The sequence below is a fragment of the Erwinia sp. TECH1 genome (assembly GCF_054057575.1).
Genome location: NZ_JBSRZK010000001.1, coordinates 4059391 through 4082345 on the forward strand (window position 1 = coordinate 4059391; position 22955 = coordinate 4082345).

Here is a 22955-nt window from a genome sequence, read left to right on the forward strand (position 1 = left end):
TGTCAGGGCCAGCGCTGGCCCTGAAGCATTTCCGCAATCAACCTGCCCAGCGTCGCTACCGCCGCCTCCCGCGAGTCATTCCATTCCCAGGCCGTATTAAAACGAAAATAATTGGCATACTGCTCGCTGGTAGAAAACATTTTACCGGGCGCGATACTGATTTTCTCGCGCAGCGCCCGATAGTACAGCTCGGTGGTGTTAACCGCTTCCGGCAGCTCGATCCATAAAAAGTAGCCGCCCTGGGAGTCGTTGATTTTGGCGCTGGCGGGCAGATGCCGCCGCAGCGACTGCCGCGCCAGGCTTTTGCGCTGCTCCAGCCGCTGGCGCAGCCGGCGTAAATGCACGTCGTAGCTGCGGCTGCCCAGGTAGTCGACCAGCGCCAGCTGCATCGGCGCGCTGGTTGAGATAGTGCTCATTAATTGCAGTCGCTGGATGCGCTGCGCGTGTCTGCCCGCCGCCACCCAGCCCACGCGAAACCCCGCCACCAGATTTTTAGAAAAAGAAGAGCAGTGCAGCACGCTGTCCTGTTTCTCAAACGCCTTTGCCGGCAGCGGTTTTTCGCTGCCGAACCAGAGTTCGCTATACACATCGTCCTCGATCAGCGTCACCTGATGCGCCTCCAGCAGCGCCACCAGCTCCTGCTTTTTCTCGCGGCTTAGCGTGCAGCCCAGCGGGTTCTGCTGATTCGACATCATCCAGCACGCTTTGACCGGCAGCTTCGCCAGCGTGGCGGCCAGCTCCGTCAGATCGATACCGTGCTGCGGATGCGAGGCGATAGCGACAGCCTTGAGCTGAAGCCGCTCGATAGCCTGTAGCGCGCCGTAAAAACAGGGGTTTTCCACCACCACCCAGTCGCCGGGCGCGGTGACCGCCTGAAGGCTCAGGTTCAACGCCTCCATCGCGCCGTTGGTGATCACGATCTCTTCTGGCGAAACCTGTATGCCCTGTAACGCATAGCGCTTGGATAGCGTTTTGCGCAGCGCCTCGTTGCCCGGCGGCAGATTGTTTAAGGCGTCCGCCGGTTTTAACGAGTGCGAAACGGCGGAAAGCGAGCGCATCAGCTGGCGCTGCGGAAAGAGTTCAGGATCGGGAAAGGCGGAGCCGAAAGGCATGATGTCCGGGTCGCGACACGCCTGTAACACCTCAAAAATAAAGTCGTTGATATCGACCGATTCCGTGAGCTGCACCTTCTGGTGGCTGGCGGGCTGGCTGAGAAATTCCGCCCGTGGCGCTACGTAGTAGCCGGACTGCGGCCGGGAGACGATCCAGCCCTGGCTCTCCAGCACCTGATAGGCGTGCATAACGGTCATCAGGCTCATCCCGCTCTGCGCCACCTGCTCGCGCAGCGAGGGGAGTTTTTCGCCCGGCAGCCAGATCTCACTGGCGATCTGCTGCTGGATTTGGTCGATTAACTGCAGATATTTTGCCAAAACTGTTACAGGCCCGTGCTCAGGAATGAGCAACTATTATAGTTAGCCGGGCCGCGATTAAACAGCTTTTGACACCGGGATCTTCTCCTCCGCCGCTTTTTTCTGTTCCGGCGTGCGGTTGGACTCGTGGTTGCCCGCATACAGCTTCAGGTGCGGCACCTGCTCAGGGGGAACCGGTTTGCCCAGCAGATAGCCCTGTAGCGAGTTGCAGCCCAGGCCGGTGAGAAAGGCCTGCTGCTCCTCCGTCTCTACGCCTTCCGCCACCACTTTCAGATTCAGCGTCTGCGCCAGCGCCACGATAGCGGTAACGATAGTGGCGTCTTCGCTCTGCGTATGCAGCTCGTTAACGAAGGCGCGATCGATTTTCAGCTCGCTGGCGGGCAGACGTTTCAGATAAAGCAGGCTGGAATAGCCGGTACCGAAATCGTCAATCGAGGCTTTCACGCCCAGTTCGGTCAGCTCGGTTAAGATACGCACGCTTTCGTCGGGATCGCGCATGGCGGTAGTCTCGGTCACTTCCAGCGTCAGCAGCTCTGGCGAAATCTGATGTTTCTTCAGCGCGGCGACCACCGTTTCCACCAGTCCGGCCTGCTCAAACTGGAGCGACGACAGGTTGACCGCTATCGACCATTGCGTATTGCCCATTCGATGCCAGACGCTCAGCTGGCGACAGGCTTCGTTAATCACCCAGTTGCCGATGCTGACGATCAGCCCGGTTTTTTCCGCCAGCGGCAGAAAAATGTCGGGCGACAGCAGCCCGCGCTGCGGATGCTGCCAGCGGATTAGCGCTTCAAACCCGACGATAGGGCCCTGCGGCGCGCAAAATTTCGGCTGGTAGAACAGGCGCAGCTCGTCGTGCTCCTGCGCCAGCCAGAGATCGTTGATCAGCTGTAGCTGGTTTTGCGCGATGGTGTTCATCGACGGCTGGAAGAAGTTATAGCCGTTACGGCCGTTGTTTTTGGTGTGGTACATAGCGGCATCGGCGTTGAACATCAGTTCCCGCTCGTCGTTGCCGTCGCCCGGATAGACCGCAATACCGATGCTCAGCGACACCACCAGCTCGTAACGCGAAATCAAAAACGGCTCGTCGATAGCCTTGACCAGCATATCGGCCACGGCGGCGGCATCGTTCGGCTCGCTGATTTCCACCAGCAGCACAAACTCGTCGCCGCCCAGTCGCGCCAGCGTATGGTGCCCGATCAGTAAATTTTTCATCCGCTCGGTGACCGCGACCAGCAGGTTATCGCCAACGTGGTGACCAAACGCGTCGTTAACGGCCTTAAAACCGTCCAGATCCATAAACATCAGCGCGAAAGCGGTCTCTTCCCGCACGGCCTTGCTCAGCGCCTGATCGAGGCGATCTTCCAGCAGAATACGGTTAGGCAGGCGGGTTAAGTTGTCGTGCAGCGCCAGCTGGGCCAGCTCGCGGTTGGCTTCCGCCAGCGAAGAAGCCAGTACCGACGTTCTGGCCTGCAGGCGCGCGTCGAGCGTGGAAACCACCAGCGTAATACCCAAAATAGAGAGCGTCACCACCACGACCAGCATCGCCAGCCAGCTGCTGTTCACGCCCATCTGCGTGGCGTGGCTGCCCATCGGGAAGCTGGCCGCCGCCATGCCGCTGTAGTGCATCCCGGCGATGGCGGCGCCCATAATCAGCGCCGCGCCGGCGCGCAGCAGCGCTAAATGCCCTTCGCCCTGACGTAGCTTAAACGCCAGCCACAGCGCGGCCGTTGAGGCGCCCAGCGCGATCGCTATCGACACCGCAATCCAGCGCCAGTCCCAGACGATACCCGGTTCAAACATCAGCGCGGCCATGCCGATATAGTGCATCGCCACCACGCCGGTGGCCATCGCCAGCGCGCCGACCATCAGACGGGCAAAGACCAGTTCACCGTAGCAGACAATCCACAGCGCAAAAATCGAGGCGACTACGGCTACAAACATGGAAATCAGCGTGAGCAGCGGATCGTAGCTCATCACCATCGCCAGGTTCATCGCCAGCATGCCGATAAAATGCATAGACCAGATGCCGATGCCCATCGCAAAGCCACCGCCAACCAGCCAGGCGCGGGCCGCTTTCCCCGTAGAGGTTGCCACCCTGCCCGCCATATCCAGCGCGGTATAGGATGCCAGGAAGGCAACAAAGATGGAGACGATAACCAGTAGCTGGTCGTAGGAGCTCATAAGCATATGCAAATCTCTGAAGCAAAAGCCAGATTACTGGCACCGGGTAAGGGAATAATAAAGCTGATAAATCGATTTCAACAATTACGGTATCGGCTAAAGAGTAGTCAACTTTACCCCTGGTGGCATAAAGCGGCCATGCCCGGCTGCGGACTCGGGCTTAACCCATCTATCTCCTTATAATTAAACGGGTTTATTATCTGTTTTTTTTGCTTAACGACCTTAGCATCCGCTCTTTTTTTTGCCCAGCAAAACCCAGGGCCAGCGCTGATTATTTTTTGTCAGGCGTCTTTTTTCATGCTACAGCAAGCAGGTCTGCTTTTGTTTCAACTCATTAACAAAATTTTGCGTTTCGCTTAGCTCAGCGTTCAAGGCTGTTCTATAGTTTTAAACATAACAGAAATTGGTCAATCTGGCTTTTATCGTGGATAGCGACCAACACAGGTCTTTCCGGCTCTGCGTTTTACCTGCATCGCGGCCATTTTTTACGCTTTTACACCGGGCGAAAAAGCACTTCCATTGGTCTGATCGGTAAGGAATGATTATGAAAATGAAGCTTTTTTTGCTGGGCTGCGGCTTGGGTCTCGGCGTGGCCTCTTCCGGCTTTGCCGCCACCACGACGGGAACTATCAACGCCACGCTGGTCCTGACCACGGGTTGCCTGGTCAATGGCCAGACCGCCACCACCGGTGTTAACTTCGGTACCTTAGACTTTGGTAGCAGCGCCGCGACCTTTGATACCCTGAACGCCACCTTAGTTGGCGCGCTGGGCAACGGCATCTTTGTGCGCTGCACCACTGGTCAAACCTATAACGTGCAGCTCACCAGCAGCAACGCCGCGCCCGCTACCGTGTTTGGCGAAGTAACCGCGCAGCCTCGCTATCTGGTGCTGGGCAGCAACGCCACGCAGGGCATTGCCTATACGCTCTATAACTCCACTTCCTATACCACGCCCATCGCTAACAACACTAACCTGACCAGCACGGGCACCACGGATCCGACCAATGGCGACAACTACCCGATTTACGGTCGTATTACCGGCGGCGGTTTTAACGCAGCGATCCCGGCAGGTACCTATACCGATACGATTAACGTTGCCGTGAACTACTGATTGACGGCGGCAGGGAGCACGTCGTGTCGGGGCAGGAAAGAACATCGGCGGGCTGGCTTAGCCCGCTTTGTGTCGTGGTTTGCTGTATCAGCTTTCCGGCCGGAGCGCTGCCGACGCAGACTTTTCAGGTGACGGCGTCGGTAGTGAACGGCTGCGTGATTTCCGGCACCAATACCGGCGTGTTCGGCACGCTGAACTTCGGCACCCGCCCCGGCGTCGGTTCGGCTTCTGCCAGCGCCAGCTTTGTTCAAAGCTCCACGATTACGCTGGCCTGTACGCCGGGCACTGCGCTAAGCATGAGCATTAACGGCGGCAGTAATTATTCCAGCACGCGTAATCTTAAAATTGCTAATAACACCGATTTAGTGGCCTATGCGCTTTACACCAGCGCCACCGCCAGTGCGGCAAGTGCGATCCCGGTCAATCAGAACGTGGCGCTGACCTACAGTAACGCCAATAACATCACGCTGCCGATATACGGTCGGCTGCAGATGAGCGGCGTTCGGCGGGCCGGGACTTACAGCGACACGCTGACGGTGACGCTGAGTTGGTAAACAGGGAGAAAGTATTTCATGAAGACGCTACGTATTTTCACACTGCTGGCCGGACTGACGGTTAGCTCACTGCTGCCCGCGTGGGCAGGAAATTCGGTGCTGATCTGGCCCATCGATCCGAAAATCCACAGCGGCGATAAAGCCACCGAGCTGTGGCTGGAGAATCGCGGCGCAGCGACCACGCTGATGCAGGTCAGGGTTTTCACCTGGCAGCAGCAGGACGGACACGAACAGTATCAGACGCAGCAAACGGTGGTCGCCAGCCCGCCGCTGGTAAGGATAGAGCCGGGCCAGAAGCAGCTGGTCAGGCTGATTAACCAGACCCCGCCGCCCAAAGGCGAGGAGCGGGCTTACCGGGTGCTTCTGGATGAGATCCCTACGCCGCAGCAGCCTGGCGAAAATCAGGCGGGCCTTAATTTCCAGATGCGCTATTCCGTGCCGCTGTTTACCTATGGCGAAGGCCTTTCAGCCGACACGGCCCGCCCCGACCTTAGCTGGCGCCTCGTTAATCAGAACGGTAAGTCAGCGCTGCTTATTACCAATAACGGCAGCGGCCACGCGCGGCTAAGCAACGTTTCGCTGGGCGGCCGGACGCTGTCAAACAGCCTGTTCGGCTACGTGCTGGCGCGATCGAGCAATACGTTTCCGCTTAATTTCCCGGCGTCTGACCGCTCGCAGCTCAGCGCGGAACTGGATAATAACCAGACCTGGCGCAGCGGCAGCTCTGCGCGCTAGCCGATGAACGGGCGCCGCTGCTCCCTGGCCCTCTGCCTGTTAAGCTACCTGCTCTCTTCAGCCGGTCGCGCGGAAACCTATTCCACTTTGCCGCCGCCGCCGTCGCCAAACGCGCCGGGCGCCAGCCAGCAATATATGCTGGGGCTGGTGATCAACGAGCAGGACAACGGCCAGGTCGTGCCGGTGGAATTCCGTGATAACCATTACTATCTGCGCGCCGGCGATTTGCAGCGGGCCGGCATCCCTTCAGCGCTGATCACCTCGTCGATGATGGATGTTTCCGCCATGCCGCAGGTCAAAGCCGACTACGATCAGGCCCGCCAGCGCCTCTTGCTGACGGTGCCGCCCGGCTGGCTGCCGCGCCAGAAACTGAATAACGAGGAGCGGAACGGCCCGCGCTTTCCTGGCAGAACCTCTACCGGCGCGCTGTTTAACTACGATCTCTACACCAGCCGTACCTCTGCCAGCGGCAGCCGCCTTTCCGCCTTTAACGAGTTTCGCCTGTTTGGCACGCTGGGGCAGTTTTCCAGCAACGGCGTCTGGCAGCAGCAGCTTTCCGGCCAGACGGCAGGCTCGCAGAACGAGGGCTATCTGCGCTATGACACTTACTGGAGCAATCAGGATGAAACCCGTTCGCTGAGCTGGCGCGTGGGCGATCTGATCACCGATTCACTGGCGTGGAGCAGCAGCGTGCGGCTGGGCGGTATTCAGATCGCGCGCGACTTCTCCGTGCGCCCGGATCTGGTGACCTATCCGCTGCCCTCTTTCTCCGGCCAGGCGGCGGTACCTTCCACGGTCGATCTCTTCGTCAACGGCTATAAGAACAGCAGCAATGACGTACAGCCCGGCCCCTGGTCGATGACCAATATGCCGTTTGTTAACGGCGCGGGCGAAGCGGTAGTGGTAACGACCGACGCCGCAGGCCGACGCGTCTCCACCACCATGCCCTTTTACGTCTCCAGCAGCCTGCTGAAGCCCGGCCTCTCTGACTTCTCTTTTTCCGCTGGGGCGCTGCGCAATAATTACGGCATCAAAAGCTTTGACTATGGCTCCGCCGCCGCCAGCGGCTCCTGGCGCTATGGCCTGACCGACTGGCTGACGCTGGAAAGCCATGCCGAAGGTGCGGACGCGCTGGCGCTGGGCGGCGCGGGCGGCCAGGTCAGGCTGGGGTCGCTCGGCGTGGTCAATGCGGCGCTGGCGCAAAGCCAGATGAGCGGCGAACATGGCAATCAATACAGCTGGGGCTATCAGTACAGCAACAGCCGCTTCAACATCGGCACGCAGCATATTATCCGCTCGGCGGGCTTCAGCAACCTGGCGCTGTACGGCGATCGCAACAGCGGCCTGGCGGGCACGGAATACACCCTTAGCCGCCGCAGCGCCCAGTACAGCGCCAGCGTCTCGCTCGATCGCTTCGGCAGCCTTGGCGCGGCCTTTATCGACATCGTCAGCGGCAGCGGCGACCGCACCCAGCTGTGGAACCTTTCCTGGAGCAAAAATATCTGGGGCAACAGCAGCCTTTACGTTTCCGCCAGCCGCGACCAGCGACAGGGCGACTGGACGGGCACCATTTCGCTGGTGATCCCGTTCAGCGAGCGCGGCAACGCCAGCCTGAGTCTGGATCGCGACCAGCAGGGCACCACCTCGCAGCGCGTAACGGTTTCGCGCTCCATGCCCACCGACGGCGGGCTGGCTTACGACGCCTCCTGGGCCAACCAGAGCAGCGGCGGCGACTATAAGCAGGCCAGCCTGAGCTGGCGCAACCAGAAGATTGAGACTTCAGCGGGCTTCTACGGCGATGGCGATTACACCACCGAATGGGCCGACGTGAGCGGCTCGCTGGTGCTGATGGACGGCAGCTACTTCGCTGCCAATGAGGTTAACGATGCCTTTGTGGTGGTGAAAACCGACTATCCCAATATCAACGTGCGCTACGAAAACCAGCTGATGGGCAAAACGGACGCCGGCGGTCATCTGCTGGTGCCGGGCATCAGCTCCTATTATCCGGCCAAATATGATATCGACACGCTGGATCTGCCGGCCGATATGACCACCTCCAGCGTCGAGCAGCGTTTTGCCGTCAAGCGCAACAGCGGCTATCTGCTGCATTTCCCGATTGAACCGCTGCGCGCGGCCAGCGTGATCCTGCACGACCAGAACGGCGAACCGCTGCCCGTTTCCACCCAAATTATTCGCGCGGGCGCCGCGACGACCTATGTCGGCTGGGACGGTATCGTCTGGATGGAAAACCTGGCTGCCGTTAACCCTTTCCGCGCGGAAACGCCGGACGGACGCCATTGCGAAGCGAAGCTCGACGTGCCGGGCGGTCGCCCGACGTCGCTACAAACTTACGGGCCGCTGACCTGCGCCCTTTCCGCTGCCTCAGGAACCTCACCATGACTTTGCCAATAAGATCGATCTTCCACCTGGCGCTGTTTTCGCTGCTGATGCTCTGCTCGCTATCCGGCTGGGCGGCCTGCACGCTGCCGACCTCTACGGCTACCTTTGGCAGCGTCAGCTCTTTTACGGTAAACACCACGGTGAGCAACACCACCGCCACCGTTAACGTCAACTGCGGTTCGGGCAGCGTGCTGTCGCTGCTGTCCAGCGATTACATCCGGTTTCAGCTGGCCAGCGCCACCTACACCAGCAGCACGCGCGGCGCGCTGAAAACCTCCAGCGCCGGGACGGATCTTATTCCGCTGCGCGTATGCAGCGATACGGCCTGCGCCACCGAGATGCTGATCGGCGGCACTACGGTCAACTTCAGCCAGGCGCAGCTGCTTAATTTGCTGGGAACAGGCGGCGGACAGAACTTCGCTATCCCGCTTTATCTGAGGACGCTGACCGGCCAGGTGGTGGCCGCCGGTACCTACACGGTGACGCTGAATATTCTGGTCAGCTATAACATCTGTACCGGCATTGGCGCGCTGGGCGCCTGTTTGTTGGGCAGTCAGCAGACCGGTTCCGGCACGGTGCCCATCACCACCACGCTGGTGGTCACCAACGACTGCACCACTATTACCGCGCCTAACGTCAGCTTTGGCAGCGCGCCGCTGGTCGGCAGTTTTAACGCGGTTTCGCAGTCCATTAATGTGATCTGCACCAAAGGCAGCACCTACACGGTTGGCCTGAGCAACGGCGGCTATGCGGTCGGCGCGCAGCGCTATATGGCCAGCGGCAGCAACCGGCTCGCCTATGAAATTTATAAAAACGCCACGACCTCGCGCTGGGGGCCGACAGGTACGGAGCGCGTCGCCAGCTCGGCGGCCAACAGCATTACCACCGACGGCCTGACCCGCACTTTTAATTATACGGCGCGCATACTGACTTCGCAGGCCACGCCGCCTGCGGGCAACTACAGCGACAGCGTGGTGGTGGATCTTTCTTTTTAGGGCCCGGTTTGCCCCCGGATAGTGCATTGTTAATTATTTGTTACCAATACGTATACATCCGGCGCCTTAACGGTGATGCCTGTCACATTAATGTCCGCGCTGGCGCGATAAAAGATAAGAAAAACTGAAAGGACAGGCTATGACATCTTTTTCTTCTTCGGCGAAAAAGCCGCAGGGCAGCGCCCGCACCATCTTCAATGTGACCAGCGGCAACTTCCTGGAAATGTACGACTTTATGGTGTTTGGTTACTACGCCACGGCGATTGCCAAAACCTTTTTTCCGGGTGACGATCCTTTCGCCTCGCTAATGTTAACGCTGATGACGTTCGGCGCAGGTTTCCTGATGAGGCCACTGGGCGCGATTATCCTCGGCTCTTATATTGACCATCACGGACGGCGTAAAGGGCTGCTGCTGACGCTGGGCCTGATGGCGATCGGCACCTTAACCATTGCTATCGTACCGGGCTACAACACGCTGGGCGCGGCGGCGCCAATCCTGATCCTGCTGGGCCGTCTGTTGCAGGGCTTCTCGGCGGGCGTGGAGCTGGGCGGCGTTTCGGTCTATCTCAGCGAGATCGCGCCGAAAAACCGCAAGGGCTTTTTTGTCAGCTGGCAGTCCGGCAGCCAGCAGGTCGCCGTGATTTTCGCCGCGCTGCTGGGCCTGGGGCTGAACCATCTGCTGGCGAAAGATCAGGTGACCGACTGGGGCTGGCGTATTCCCTTTTTCATCGGCTGCCTGATTGTGCCTTTCCTGTTCTGGGTCAGGAGAATGCTGGAAGAGACCGAAGCCTTCAGCCAGCGTAAGGTGCACCCTTCCATGCGTCAGATCGTACGCGGCGTCGCCAGCAACTGGGCGCTGGTGCTGGCAGGCATGCTGATGGTGGTTACCACCACCGTGATGTTTTATATGATCACCGCGTTTACCCCGACCTTTGGGAAAACGGTGCTGATGATGAGCGATAAGCAGAGCTTTTTGGTGACGCTGTGCGTCGGCCTGTCAAACCTGATCTGGCTGCCGATTATGGGCGCCGTCTCCGATCGCTACGGCCGTCGTCCGCTGCTGATCCTGTTTACCGTACTGATGATCGCCACCGCCTGGCCGGTGCTGCACTGGCTGGTCGGCTCGCCAACCTTCTCTCATCTGCTGGAGGCCGAGCTGTGGCTGTCGTTTCTCTACGCCAGCTATAACGGCGCGATGGTGGTCTATCTGGCGGAAGTGATGCCCGCAGAGGTGCGCGCGACCGGCTTTTCGCTGGCCTACAGCCTGGCGACGGCGCTGTTCGGCGGTTTTACGCCAGCGATGTCCAGCTATCTGATCCACGCCACCGGCGACAAGGCGATGCCCGGCGTCTGGCTGACCTTCGCTGCCGTTTGCGGCCTGCTCGGCACGCTGCTGATCAAACGCCTGGTGCAGCAGTATCAAACCCGCCAGACCAGCGAGCCTGTAGCGCAAATGTAGCGCCGCAGGTGCGGCCGTAGCGCAAGGCTGCGGCCGCCTGCCTCAAATTTTAAGCAAAAAAAATCCGCAACGATCGTTACGGATTTTTTATTTTCTGATGCCGATTATTTCGCGACGGTTTCCATGCCCATCAGCCCAATCTTCAGATAGCCCGCCTGACGCAGCTTGTCCATCACGCCCATCAGCGTTTCGTAATCCACCGATTTATCCGCCTGGAAGAAGATAGTGGCGTCTTTATTGCCCTGCGTCTGGCTTTCCAGCGCCGACAGCAGCGTTTCCTGCGTCACCGCCTCATTGCCGATAAACAGCTGTTTATCCGCTTTGATTGAGAGCCAGACCGGTTTTTCCGGGCGCGGCTGAGGCTTGCTGGTAGAGGCTGGCAGATTGACGCGGACATCAACGGTAGCCAGCGGCGCAGCGACCATAAAGATAATCAGCAGCACCAGCATCACGTCGATAAACGGCGTAACGTTGATTTCATGCATTTCGCCGTTGCTATCGAGATCTTCATTTAATCGCATGGCCATGACGCTTACCCTACCCGCAGCTTCTGCGTTGGATGCTGCGGCGCGCTGGCGGCCAGATCCAGATCGCGGCTTTGCAGCAGCATAATCTGCGCGGCGACGTCGCCCAGCGAGGCTTTATAGCTGGCGATCGTACGGGCAAAGACGTTATAGATCACTACGGCCGGAATCGCAGCGAACAGGCCGACAGCCGTGGCCAGCAGCGCTTCTGCGATGCCGGGCGCAACGACCGCAAGGTTCGTGGTCTGCGTCTGGGCAATACCGATAAAGCTGTTCATGATGCCCCAAACGGTACCGAACAGGCCGACAAACGGCGCGATAGCACCGATAGTAGCCAGAAAACCATTGCCGCGACCGGCGTGGCGGCTGAAGAAGGCGACGCGGCGCTCCAGACGGAACGAGGTGCGCTCTTTAATGCCGTCGTTGTCGGCGGACTGCTGCGACAGCTCCAGTTCGTTTTCGGCTTCTTTCAACAGCTGCGTGGTCAGGCTGTTAGCGTTAAACGTGGCGCTGATATCGCTCGCTTCCTGCAGGGAACGAACGCCCGCCAGCGCCTGCTGCTCGCGCTTCAGGCGGCGTTTCGCCGAGCTGAGCTCCGCGCTCTTGCTGAAGAAGATAGCCCAGGTAACGACCGAAGCCAGCAGCAGACCGATCATTACCACTTTTACCACGATGTCCGCATGGTGATACATGCCCCAGACGGAGAGGTCCGTCTGCATCAAATCATTCGTCACGCTGTCTCTCCAACGTCAGTTACCGATAGCGAAAATACAGGTCGGATCATACCAAATCGAACCCGAATTGATAGTAGTTATCATTACTATTTACCCTTAACGCAATACTTTTTACACTTTTCCCGCCATCTCCTTTTTATCGCCAGGGTTTTTCCTGAAACTTTGTCACGTAGCGGGATGACGAATTTCGCCCCGCCGCCAGCCGTGTTAACGTTAAGCGAGATCCTTAAACCGAGCAGACCGATGACCAGTAAACATATTGAAACGGCGTTAATCAGCGCCGGCCGCCGCAAACGCTATACCCAGGGTTCCGTTAACAGCGTTATTCAGCGCGCCTCCTCGCTGGTGTTCGACAGCGTGGCCGAGAAGAAACGCGCCACGGCCGGGCGAGCGGAAGGCGAACTGTTTTATGGTCGTCGCGGCACCCTGACCCATTTCTCGCTGCAGGAAGCCATGACCGAGCTGGAGGGCGGCGCGGGCTGCGTGCTTTATCCCTGCGGTGCGGCGGCGGTCGCCAATGCCATTCTCGCTTTTGTTTCCGCCGGGGATAACGTGCTGATGGCCGGTTCCGTCTATGAACCGACCCAGGATTTCTGTAGCAAAATCCTCAGTAAAATGAACGTGACCACCACCTGGTTCAGCCATACCGCCGGCGCGGAAATCGGCGACCTGGTGAAGCCGGAAACGCGGGTCGTTTTTCTGGAATCGCCGGCTTCCATTACGATGGAAGTGCAGGACATTCCAGCCATCGTGGCGGCCGTGCGGGCCAAAGCGCCGGAAGCGGTCATTATGATCGATAACACCTGGGCGGCGGGCATTCTGTTCCGCGCGCTGGATTTTGGTATCGATATTTCCATTCAGGCCGGGACTAAATATCTGATTGGTCATTCCGACGCGATGATCGGCACCGCCGTCGCCAACGAACGCTGCTGGGCGCAGCTGCGTGAAAACTCTTACCTGATGGGGCAAATGGTGGACGCGGACACCGCCTATATGGCCAGCCGTGGCCTGCGCACGCTGGCGGTACGTCTGCGCCAGCACGAAGAAAGCGGGCTGCGGGTCGCGCGCTGGCTGGCGGAGCGCCCGGAAGTGGCCGTGGTTAACCATCCGGCGCTGCCGCAGTGCAAGGGCCACGAGTTCTGGCGGCGGGATTTTACCGGCAGCAGCGGCCTGTTCTCCTTTGTACTGAAGGCGCGGCTGAGCGATCGGCAGCTGGCGGATTTTCTCGACCACTTTGAACATTTCAGCATGGCCTACTCCTGGGGCGGTTTTGAATCGCTTATTCTGGCAAACCAGCCCGACGAGCTGGCCGCCATCCGTCCGGCTGGCGGCGTTGACTTCAGCGGCACGCTGATCCGGCTGCATATAGGGCTGGAAAACGTTGACGATTTGCTGGCGGATTTGGCCGCCGGTTTCGCGCGCGTCGCGGGATCGTCAAAAAATTAAACAAAAAGGCAACAGCTCTGGCCTGTACCACGTTGTGACAGGCCATTTACGAGTACACTAGTGCTATTGATGCGGTAAACAGGATAAAAAATGGCGGTACTCCATGAGATTGTGCAGGCGCTTTGGCATCAGGATTTTGCTGCCCTCGCCAATCCCGATGTAATCTGGATCGTTTACGGAATTATGTTTCTCACGCTGCTGCTGGAAAATGGTTTGCTGCCCGCCGCCTTTCTGCCCGGCGACAGTTTACTGCTGCTGGCTGGCGCGATGATCGCCAAGGGCGTGATGGGCTTTATTCCTACCGTTGCCATCCTGACGCTGGCGGCCAGCCTGGGCTGCTGGCTGAGCTACCTGCAGGGCCGCTGGCTGGGCAATACCCGCCTGGTCAAAGGCTGGCTGATGCACCTGCCTGCGCAGTATCACCAGCGCGCCTGGAGCCTGTTTCACCGGCACGGGCTGATGGCGCTGCTGATTGGCCGCTTTCTGGCCTTCGTGCGGACGCTGCTGCCGACCATGGCGGGCATTTCCGGCCTGACGCAGACGCGCTTCCAGTTTTTTAACTGGCTCAGCGGCCTGCTGTGGGTCGGCATCCTGGTCTCGCTGGGTTATGCGATAAGCCAGGTGCCCTTTATCAAGCGCCATGAGGATCAGGTGATGTCCATTCTGATGATCCTGCCGCTGGCGCTGCTTTGCATCGGCCTGATTGGCAGCCTCGCGCTGTTCTTTAAGCGGAAAAAAGTCGCTTAGCGCACCCCGCCTTCCGAGGGTCGCCCGGCGGCCCTCTTATTCCATCTGACGCATTCTGCCGATCTCTTCCCCCGGCGTGACGCCAAAATAGCGCTTAAACTCGCGGGAAAACTGCGAGGCACTTTCATAGCCGACCCGCATCGCCGCCGCGCTGGCCTTCAGGCCTTCATGCAGCATCAGCATTCGCGCCTGATGCAGTCGATAGCTTTTCAGATACTGCAACGGCGAGGTGCTGGTGACGGCTTTAAAGTTGTGATGAAAGGCGGAGACGCTCATATTCACCTCCGCCGCCAGCCGCTCCACGCTCAGGTTGTCGGTATAGTGATGCTCGATGCGCCGCAGCGCCCGCGCTATCTGGCTGAACTGCGTGTGCCGACTGACCAGCGCCATCAGCGCGCCGCCGCACGGCCCCAGCAGCACGTGATAGAGAATTTCCCGCACGATTTGCGGGCCAAGCACGCGCGCGTCGCGTGGATCCGCCATCGCATCCAGCAGACGTTCCGCCGCACAAAGCATCGGCTCGGTCAGCGGCGACGAGTGAATGCCGCGCGTCTGCGGCTGCGGCTGAAAGCTGTCGTCATCGCCGATATCAATCAGCAGATCCTGAAGCTTAACCGGATCGACATTCAGCAGCATGCCCGCCAGCGGCGCTTCCGGCGTGGCGAACGTCTCGCACTCTACCGCCAGCGGCACGGTCAGCATCAGGTATTCCGTGGCGTCGTAATGGAAAACGTGGTTGCCCAGATAGCCGGTTTTTCTGCCCTGAAACAGGATCACGATACCGGAGGAATAGAGCACCGGCGTGCGCCCGCTGGGCTGGCTGGCGTGGAAAAGCCGGATATCGGGCAGCAGCGTCTGCACATCCGGTTTTGCGTCGATCAGTTGCACGACCTGGCGGGCAAGCCGGGCGCACAGCATAGTGCGATCCATTGTGTTCACCTGAAAAAAAGCAGAGCCGGCATCATGCCGAAGCCTGGCGTAATCGTCCAGCCTCCTGGAGAAACAGGCAAGAAGAAAGCAGAAACGGGCAGGATATATACCGGGACTGGCCGCTACGCTGGCTATCGGCTCAATAATCCGAATTGCGCAAAGGGTTAATAATTTCAACTAAACTAAGACCAGCAGTCTTAACCAGACTTAGCGTTACTTGCCGGCGCAGAGGCGTCGGCCCCCCTGGCTGCAAAGGAGAGAACAATGGCAGAGCAACCCGTAATCAAGCTTCACGATGGCAATATGATGCCCCAGCTCGGCCTGGGCGTCTGGCAGGCAAGCATTGACGAAGCGCGTCAGGCTGCGCTGAAAGCGCTCGATGTGGGCTATCGCTCGATCGATACCGCCGCCATCTATAAAAACGAAGAGGGCATCGGTCAGGCGCTACAGGAAACGTCGGTCGCGCGCGACGATATCTTCGTGACCACCAAGCTGTGGAATGACGATCAGCTGAACGCGCCGCAGGCGCTGGAAACCAGCCTGAAAAAATTGCAGCTGGAAAGCGTCGATCTCTATCTGATGCACTGGCCTTGCCCGGCGAAGGACAACTACGTTGACGCCTGGAAAGCGATGATCGAGCTGCAAAAACAGGGGCTGACTAAAAGCATCGGCGTCTGTAACTTCCAGGAAGCGCACCTGAAACGGCTGATAGATGAAACGGGCGTGCGTCCGGTGATCAACCAGATCGAGCTGCACCCTATGCTGCAACAGCGCACGCTGCACGCCTGGAACGCCATGCATCAGATCCAGACCGAATCCTGGAGCCCGCTGGCGCAGGGTGGCAAAGGCGTGTTCGATCAGGCCGTGATCAAAACGCTGGCGAAAAAATATGGCAAGACGCCTGCGCAGATTGTTATTCGCTGGCACCTGGACAGCGGCCTGGTGGTGATCCCGAAATCGGTCACGCCTTCCCGCATTGAAGAAAACTTTAAAGTGTTCGATTTCCGCCTGGAAAAACCGGAAATCAGTGAAATCGCCTCGCTGGATGCCGGCAACCGTCTTGGCCCCAACCCTGACGAGCTGAACTAAGCGCCCGGCCGCCCGTTGACAGAAAACAGACGGGCGGCCGCCTTTTTGACGCGCAACCTGCCTTTATCATGCATTAAGAAACAAGAACTGTTTACGTAATGCCCTGTTAATTTAAACCTCAGATAAACCACCTTCATTATTGTTTCTGAATAATGTTAATATAATTATTAAGCACCGGCAGCGGCAAAGACTTTACCCTCCTCTGAAAAGCGAACAAATACAGCAAGGTAAATTTAATTTGCTAATAAATGTTTGCGCCAAATTTAAAAAATAATGCATTGGTAATATTTATAATAGGTTTAGCTAATCAAACCGGTATTTCTTATTATTAATAACCGAATTATATTGCGCACAAAATCAGTATACTGAAGCCGAAAATATTTCTGATTAATTTACTGGAGAAATTTAATGAAAAAGATTATTTCGGCTGCCCTGCTGTTGCTGATGACGGGTTCCGCTTTTGCCGCACAGATCGTGCCGCGTAACGAACTGGATAATTACGTTAAAAAAGAACGCGTATCCATTTCTAACGTGATGGGTGGAAAATCAAAAGCGCTTGAGGCACTGCGCACGGAAGTGGATAAAAAAGGCGGCGAATATATGTATATTACCTCGCTGGATCGTCCTGGCAATTCCAGCCACTGGCGCGGTACGGCTATCGTACTGGAAAAGAAATAATCGTTCCTCAGCCCTCCCTGCCTTAATTCGCCCCGCTTTCTTTGGTTCCCGTCGGGCGCGCCGACTGACTTGATCCTTGCAAAACCTCGCTGGCTGGCCGCTCTGGTCAACCAGCGCTTTACGCTACGGCGCCGGCTGTACCTGCAGCTGGCCCGCCGTTCCGCGATCGGCCATTTCCAGCGTCTGGCTATAGTAGACAAACGGGAAGTGGTCGGAAGAGGACTGCGTAAAGGAGACAAACAGCTCCACGCTGCCGTCAACCCAGACGGTATCCTTCCAGCCGCGATCTTCCGCCATCGGCTGTGCACCGTTGACGTTCTTGATCAAAAACATCACGCCCTGAATATGAAACGCCTGCGGCAGGTCGGCATGAATAATCCAGCGTTCAAAGCTGCCCTGCTGCGCCTGGACGTCGATGCGGCCCAAATCCCACAGCGCGCCGTTGATGCCCGGCTCCGAGTCGCCCAGACGGAATTCGCGCGTACGGCTGACGCCGCCTTCGATGACCTGATCGGCCAGCAGACGCATCGGCAGCGTGTCGGTCACCAGCGGCAGCAGGCCGGTCGGACGCAGCGTCAGCACCAGCGTCGAGGTCAGAATGCTCGACGGCTCGAACAGCCCGCGCAGCCTGTCGACAATGCCTGCCGCCTGACCCGCCGTGATCGACACCTCGTCGCCCTGGCTCATATCCACCAGGATTTCCCGGCGCTCGCCCGGCGCCAGAGAAAGCTGCTGCACCGCCACAGGCGCGGGCAAAAAGCCCTGATCGCTGGCGATGACGTTAAAAGGCCGCTTGTCGCTCATGGCGAGCTGGTAGCGACGCGAGTTTGAAGCGTTAAGCAACCGCAGGCGTACCCAGCCGCGAGAGACTTCCACATAGGGATTCTGCGTGCCGTTCACCAGCAGGGTATCGCCCACAAAACCGCCGTTAGCTGGCGGGCTGTAGTCCGGCGAACCGAAGTTATCGATACGCTTGTCCTGAATAATCAGCGGAAAATCATCCACGCCGTAGTGGTTCGGCAGCGGCAGCGTTTTGCTGACCTCGTCTTCTACCAGCCACATACCCGCCAGGCCGTTGTAAACGTGCTCCGCCATATGACCAGGCGTGTTGGCGTGATACCAGCAGGTCGCGGCGGCCTGACGCACCGGGATCACCGGCGCCCAGTCGACGCCAGGCGACATCATGCGCGCCGCGCCGCCGGCGAGCGCGCCCGGCACCTGAAGCCCGCCAACGGTCATCGCCACCGCTTCGTTCAGCCGGTTGCTGTAGATGAGCTTGACGTCATCGCCGCTCCAGACCCTGACCGTCGGCCCCAGGTAGAGCCCGTTAAAGCCCCACACCTGCGCCTTGCTGCCGCTGGTAAACGACCAGTGGCTGCGTTGCAGCGTCAAAAAGATAGGCTGTCCACGGCGGGATTCGATAAGCGGCGGCACCGGCAAAGGATTACCCGGCCCTGCGGCGTGTACGCGTGCAGGCAGCGCACTGGCGCACAGCGCTATGCCCGATGCCTGAATAAACTGACGTCGACTGAAGGACATAAAAACTCCGTAACCCAAAATGCGGCCCGGCGGGCCGCTATCCATTTTTTATGATTGTTTGCCGTGTGCCGACCGCGAGGCGATCGGTTTACTTTTCGCCTGCGGCTTCCCGCGCGGCGACTTCCGCGTTGAGTTCAGCCAGCTTCTCCATCATCAGCTCGCGGCAATGGGTCGCCAGCTTGCGCACGGATTGGTCGGCGAAGGCGGCGGTATCGATCGGCGGCAGCATCTCAATGATCACCAGACCGTTATGCAGCCGGTTCAGCTTGATTTTATCGTGCGTATTGCTGACCACGATAGGGATAATAGGTACGCCTGCGGCCATAGCGGCGTGAAACGCGCCGGTTTTAAACGGCAACAGCCCGCGTCCACGGCTGCGCGTCCCTTCCGGGAACATCCAGAAGGAGATCTTCTTCTTTTTAAACTGGTCGATCAGCTGGTTAATGGTGCCGTGCGCTTTGTTGCGGTTGTCACGGTCGATCAACAGGTTGCCGGTCAGCCAGTAAAGCAGGCCAAAGAACGGCACCCACAGCAGCGTTTTTTTGCCTACCGTCACCGTGGTTGGCTGTACGACTTTTGCCGCCGTGATCATATCGTAGTTGTTCTGATGGTTGGCGATGTAGATCGCATTAGGATAGTTTTCCGCCCCTGCCGGCTTGCGGATTTCCACCTTCAGACCAAACAGCGGCGACAGGCGACCGAACAGATGGCCAAACGTCGCCACGTGGCGGGGATTACGGGGACTGAACAAACACCAGATGCAGCCGAAAATGCACACCAGGATTGAATAAACGATCGTCACGACGATCCGAAAAATTGACAGCATCACATCCTCATTATTGCCGGGCCGGAGACGCCTTAAGGCAGTCGCTCCGGCATTACGCCTTATCGGGCGCGCCGGGTGAAGTATATCCTGAAATCAGCAGGCTATGCTGCTTTTCACCGCGCGGCGCGGCCCGGATCACTCTTCGCTTTCACTGGCCTCAGGCCGTGCAGGCCCGTCCACCTCTACCCGATCGATACGCTGCAGGCCACGCGGCAGCAGCGTGCCGCGACGGCCGCGCTCGGCACGGAACTTCTGCAGGTCTTCCGGTCGCAGCGTCAGCTTGCGTTTGCCGACGTGCAGCGTGATGGCGGTTTGCGGCGTCAGCAGCAGCAGCCAGGCCAGCTTGTCGTCGCCCGCCGCCGCTTCCGCCGCCGGGATTGAGACAATCTTGTTGCCCTTGCCTTTGGACAGCTGCGGCAGATCGGCCACCGGGAACATCAGCATCCTGCCTGCGGCGGTGATCGCCAGCAGCAGGTCGTCCTCGTGATGGATCGCCTGCGGCGTCATCACTTTGGCATTCTGCGGTAGCGTCAGCAGCGCTTTACCGGCACGGTTGCGCGACACCAGATCGCTGAAGGTGCAGACGAAGCCGTAGCCCGCATCCGACGCCAGCAGCAGCTTCTGATCGTCCGCCTCCATCAGTACCTGCTCCACCACCGCGCCCGGCGGCGGCGTCAGCTTGCCGGTCAACGGCTCGCCCTGCCCGCGCGCGGAAGGCAGCGTCACCGGATCGAGCGTATAGCTACGACCGGTGGAGTCGATAAAGGCCACCGGCTGGTTGCTCTTGCCGCGCGCCGCCGCGCGATAGCTGTCGCCCGCCTTATAGCTCAGGCCGCCCGGATCGATATCGTGTCCCTTGGCGCTGCGCACCCAGCCCATCTGCGACAGCACAATAGTCACCGGCTCGGACGGCACCAGCTCGTTTTCGCTGATCGCTTTGGCCTCTTCGCGCTCGCGCAGCGGCGAACGACGATCGTCGCCATAGGCTTCGCTGTCGGCCTGTAGCTCTTTTTTCAGCAGCGTATTCATTTTACGTTCTGAAGCCAGAATGCCCTGTAAACGGTCGCGCTCTTTGCCCAGCTCGTCCTGCTCGCCGCGGATCTTCATCTCTTCCAGTTTGGCAAGATGACGCAGCTTCAGTTCCAGGATCGCTTCCGCCTGGGTTTCGCTGATGCCGAAGCGCGAAACCAGCACCTGCTTCGGCTCGTCTTCGCTGCGGATAATGTGGATCACCTCATCGATATTGAGGAAGGCGACCAGCAGGCCTTCCAGAATATGCAGGCGCTTCAGCACTTTTTCCAGCCGGAAATTCAGGCGGCGACGCACGGTGTCGCGGCGATAAACCAGCCATTCGCTGATGATTTCAAGCAGGTTTTTTACCGCCGGACGGTTATCCAGCCCGATCATATTCAGGTTGATGCGATAGCTTTTTTCCAAATCGGTGGTGGCGAACAGATGGTTCATTACCTGTTCCATATCCACCCGGTTGGAGCGCGGCACAATCACCAGACGCGTCGGGCTTTCGTGATCGGACTCATCGCGCAAGTCTTCCACCATCGGCAGCTTTTTATTGCGCATCTGCGCGGCTATCTGCTCCAGCACGCGCGCGCCGGAAACCTGGTGCGGCAGCGCGGTAATAACCACGTCGCCCTCTTCTTTCTTCCACACCGCGCGCATACGCACGGAGCCACGGCCGTTCTGATAGATTTTGCGGATCTCGGCGCGCGGCGTGATGATTTCCGCTTCGGTCGGATAGTCCGGCCCCTGCACGATATCCAGCAGCTCATCAAGCGTGGTTTTCGGCGCATCGATTAGCTTGATGGCCGCGTTGGCGACTTCGCGCAGGTTGTGCGGCGGAATATCCGTCGCCATCCCCACCGCAATCCCCGTGGTGCCGTTAAGCAGGATATTCGGCAGGCGCGCGGGCAGCATTGCCGGCTCCTGCATGGTGCCGTCAAAGTTCGGCACGTAATCCACGGTGCCCTGGCCCAGCTCGCCTAACAGCAGCTCGGCATATTTTGACAGGCGTGACTCGGTGTAACGCATCGCCGCAAAGGATTTCGGATCGTCCGGCGCGCCCCAGTTTCCCTGACCATCCACCAGCGGATAGCGGTAAGAGAAAGGCTGCGCCATCAGCACCATCGCCTCATAACAGGCGCTGTCGCCGTGCGGATGATATTTACCCAGCACGTCGCCCACGGTACGGGCCGATTTTTTAAACTTGGCGCTGTTGTTCAGGCCCAGCTCCGACATCGCGTAGACGATACGGCGCTGCACCGGCTTCAGGCCATCGCCGATATACGGAAGCGCACGATCCATGATGACGTACATGGAATAGTTGAGATAGGCCTCTTCCGTAAACTTATGCAGAGCGCGACGCTCTGCCCCATCCTGAGTCAAATCGCTCATTACTTTTTGTTCCTCACATCATGGCGTCACGGGCACGCCACATCGGGGCCGTTTGGCGGGAATAGTACCTTATCCGGGCCGCTTCTGTCACAGATAACCGTGACGGCATACGCTTTCCTGCGTGGCGTGATTATTGCTCGCAGCGCAAAAGTATTGTGATCAAAAACTCATTTTTAACCCCTGCCTTCGCGCGTACACTGAGACCAGTTTTGAATACTGGAGAAGAAGATGCGCATTTTTATTATTGACGCCGGAAAAACCTTTGCCCATTCCAAAGGCGAGCTGAACCATACGCTGACCGACGTGGCCGCGACTTACCTGCGCGAAGCCGGTCATCAGGTTGACGTTACCGTGGTGGACAACGGCTACGTGGTGGCCGACGAGATCCAAAAATATCTGGCCGCCGACACGGTTATCTATCAGATGCCGGGCTGGTGGATGGGCGAACCGTGGATCCTGAAAAAATATATCGATGAGGTCTTTACCGAAGGCCACGGCACCCTGTACGCCAGCGACGGCCGCACGCGCTCCGACGCCTCGAAGAAGTATGGTTCCGGCGGGCTGGTTCAGGGTAAAAAATATATGCTTTCCCTGACGTGGAACGCGCCGCTGGAAGCCTTTACCGATCCCGACCAGTTCTTTGAAGGCGTGGGCGTGGACGGGCTTTACCTGCACTTCCACAAGGCGAATCAGTTCCTGGGAATGGAAGCGCTGCCGACCTTTATCTGCAACGATGTGATCAAGCAGCCGGATGTCCCACGCGATATCGAGCGTTATCGGACACATCTGGGCCAGATCTTTGCTTAACTGTTAAGACCGTTCTCTTAAAAGGAAAGACCATGCTCACCGTGATTGCTGAAATTTGTGTCAGGCCCGGCCGCCGCCGTGCGGTCATGCAGGCGATTGAACAAGTAATCCCGACGGTGTTAGAGGAAGAAGGCTGCGGCAGCTACCGGATGCTGGTGGATCACCAGGCGCAGGTGCCGTGGAAACAGAACTCGCCCGACTCGGTGTTTATGGTCGAGCAGTGGGATTCCTTACGGCATCTGGAACGGCATCAGCAGGCCGCGCATATGGAGCAGCACCGCGGCCGCATTAAAGATGACGTGCTGGACGTGAGGATTTTCGTGCTGGAACCGGCGTAAAGAGTAAGAAGGGACGAACC

General features: G+C 58.6%; 20 protein-coding genes. 12 read left to right on the forward strand and 8 right to left on the reverse strand.

The window, feature by feature from the left end:
- Positions 1-2: 2 nt before the first annotated feature.
- Entirely contained in the window at positions 3-1430 is a 1428-nt protein-coding gene (locus ACVWZ0_RS19005) for an aminotransferase-like domain-containing protein (protein ID WP_253458292.1), read from the reverse strand.
- 57 nt (positions 1431-1487) lie between these two features.
- Positions 1488-3620: a putative bifunctional diguanylate cyclase/phosphodiesterase gene (locus tag ACVWZ0_RS19010; protein ID WP_253458290.1), complete on the reverse strand. Its 2133-nt coding sequence runs from the start codon at positions 3618-3620 to the stop codon at positions 1488-1490.
- A gap of 538 nt (positions 3621-4158) precedes the next feature.
- On the opposite strand from ACVWZ0_RS19010, the gene ACVWZ0_RS19015 reads away from it, so the two are divergent.
- From ACVWZ0_RS19015 to tcuC, 6 genes are all read left to right on the forward strand, one after another.
- Positions 4159-4725 (forward strand): spore coat protein U domain-containing protein, encoded by a 567-nt coding sequence (locus tag ACVWZ0_RS19015; protein ID WP_125287232.1) that lies wholly within the window; start codon positions 4159-4161, stop codon positions 4723-4725.
- Positions 4726-4799: 74 nt separating this feature from the next.
- Complete coding sequence (locus ACVWZ0_RS19020; protein ID WP_253461218.1) at positions 4800-5279, forward strand: Csu type fimbrial protein; 480 nt, start codon at positions 4800-4802, stop codon at positions 5277-5279.
- A gap of 18 nt (positions 5280-5297) precedes the next feature.
- Positions 5298-6014 (forward strand): fimbrial biogenesis chaperone, encoded by a 717-nt coding sequence (locus ACVWZ0_RS19025; protein ID WP_253458288.1) that lies wholly within the window; start codon positions 5298-5300, stop codon positions 6012-6014.
- 3 nt (positions 6015-6017) lie between these two features.
- Positions 6018-8414 (forward strand): fimbria/pilus outer membrane usher protein, encoded by a 2397-nt coding sequence (locus tag ACVWZ0_RS19030; RefSeq protein WP_253458286.1) that lies wholly within the window; start codon positions 6018-6020, stop codon positions 8412-8414.
- The gene (locus tag ACVWZ0_RS19035; protein ID WP_253458284.1) at positions 8411-9409 is read left to right on the forward strand and encodes a Csu type fimbrial protein; all 999 of its coding nucleotides are present in this window, start codon (positions 8411-8413) and stop codon (positions 9407-9409) included. The genes ACVWZ0_RS19030 and ACVWZ0_RS19035 overlap by 4 nt, the downstream gene beginning before the upstream one ends.
- Before the next feature lie 139 nt (positions 9410-9548).
- The gene (gene tcuC / locus ACVWZ0_RS19040; RefSeq protein WP_253458282.1) at positions 9549-10868 is read left to right on the forward strand and encodes an MFS transporter; all 1320 of its coding nucleotides are present in this window, start codon (positions 9549-9551) and stop codon (positions 10866-10868) included.
- A gap of 104 nt (positions 10869-10972) precedes the next feature.
- On the opposite strand, the gene exbD is transcribed toward tcuC, so the two are convergent.
- Positions 10973-11395, reverse strand: a complete 423-nt coding sequence (gene exbD, locus ACVWZ0_RS19045) for a TonB system transport protein ExbD (protein WP_253458280.1) — start codon at positions 11393-11395, stop codon at positions 10973-10975.
- 5 nt (positions 11396-11400) lie between these two features.
- Positions 11401-12126 (reverse strand): tol-pal system-associated acyl-CoA thioesterase, encoded by a 726-nt coding sequence (gene exbB, locus ACVWZ0_RS19050; RefSeq protein ID WP_253458276.1) that lies wholly within the window; start codon positions 12124-12126, stop codon positions 11401-11403.
- 243 nt (positions 12127-12369) lie between these two features.
- Between exbB and metC the strand changes: the two genes are divergently transcribed.
- The gene (gene metC / locus ACVWZ0_RS19055) at positions 12370-13572 is read left to right on the forward strand and encodes a cystathionine beta-lyase (protein ID WP_253458273.1); all 1203 of its coding nucleotides are present in this window, start codon (positions 12370-12372) and stop codon (positions 13570-13572) included.
- A gap of 90 nt (positions 13573-13662) precedes the next feature.
- Positions 13663-14319 (forward strand): DedA family protein, encoded by a 657-nt coding sequence (locus ACVWZ0_RS19060; RefSeq protein ID WP_253458269.1) that lies wholly within the window; start codon positions 13663-13665, stop codon positions 14317-14319.
- Positions 14320-14355: 36 nt separating this feature from the next.
- Here the strand turns inward: ACVWZ0_RS19060 and ACVWZ0_RS19065 are convergent, their stop codons facing one another.
- On the reverse strand, positions 14356-15249 hold the full coding sequence (locus ACVWZ0_RS19065; RefSeq protein ID WP_125287222.1) for an AraC family transcriptional regulator: 894 nt from the start codon (positions 15247-15249) through the stop codon (positions 14356-14358).
- Positions 15250-15513: 264 nt separating this feature from the next.
- Between ACVWZ0_RS19065 and dkgA the strand changes: the two genes are divergently transcribed.
- Together dkgA and ACVWZ0_RS19075 are read left to right on the forward strand one after the other, a co-directional pair.
- Positions 15514-16338 (forward strand): 2,5-didehydrogluconate reductase DkgA, encoded by an 825-nt coding sequence (gene dkgA / locus ACVWZ0_RS19070; RefSeq protein WP_125287221.1) that lies wholly within the window; start codon positions 15514-15516, stop codon positions 16336-16338.
- 408 nt (positions 16339-16746) lie between these two features.
- Positions 16747-17016, forward strand: a complete 270-nt coding sequence (locus ACVWZ0_RS19075; protein ID WP_253458266.1) for a YdgH/BhsA/McbA-like domain containing protein — start codon at positions 16747-16749, stop codon at positions 17014-17016.
- A gap of 123 nt (positions 17017-17139) precedes the next feature.
- Here ACVWZ0_RS19075 and ftsP read toward each other — a convergent pair whose 3' ends face one another.
- The 3 genes from ftsP to parC form a co-directional block, all read right to left on the reverse strand.
- Complete coding sequence (gene ftsP, locus ACVWZ0_RS19080; RefSeq protein WP_253458262.1) at positions 17140-18555, reverse strand: cell division protein FtsP; 1416 nt, start codon at positions 18553-18555, stop codon at positions 17140-17142.
- 88 nt (positions 18556-18643) lie between these two features.
- Positions 18644-19381, reverse strand: coding sequence for a 1-acylglycerol-3-phosphate O-acyltransferase (locus tag ACVWZ0_RS19085; protein ID WP_253458259.1), 738 nt, complete (start codon positions 19379-19381; stop codon positions 18644-18646).
- Between the two features lie 135 nt (positions 19382-19516).
- Entirely contained in the window at positions 19517-21790 is a 2274-nt protein-coding gene (parC, locus tag ACVWZ0_RS19090) for a DNA topoisomerase IV subunit A (RefSeq protein WP_253458256.1), read from the reverse strand.
- 228 nt (positions 21791-22018) lie between these two features.
- Between parC and ACVWZ0_RS19095 the strand changes: the two genes are divergently transcribed.
- Both ACVWZ0_RS19095 and ACVWZ0_RS19100 read left to right on the forward strand, forming a co-directional pair.
- Positions 22019-22597: an NAD(P)H-dependent oxidoreductase gene (locus ACVWZ0_RS19095; RefSeq protein ID WP_125287216.1), complete on the forward strand. Its 579-nt coding sequence runs from the start codon at positions 22019-22021 to the stop codon at positions 22595-22597.
- Positions 22598-22629: 32 nt separating this feature from the next.
- The gene (locus tag ACVWZ0_RS19100) at positions 22630-22935 is read left to right on the forward strand and encodes a putative quinol monooxygenase (protein ID WP_253458253.1); all 306 of its coding nucleotides are present in this window, start codon (positions 22630-22632) and stop codon (positions 22933-22935) included.
- Positions 22936-22955: the final 20 nt, after the last annotated feature.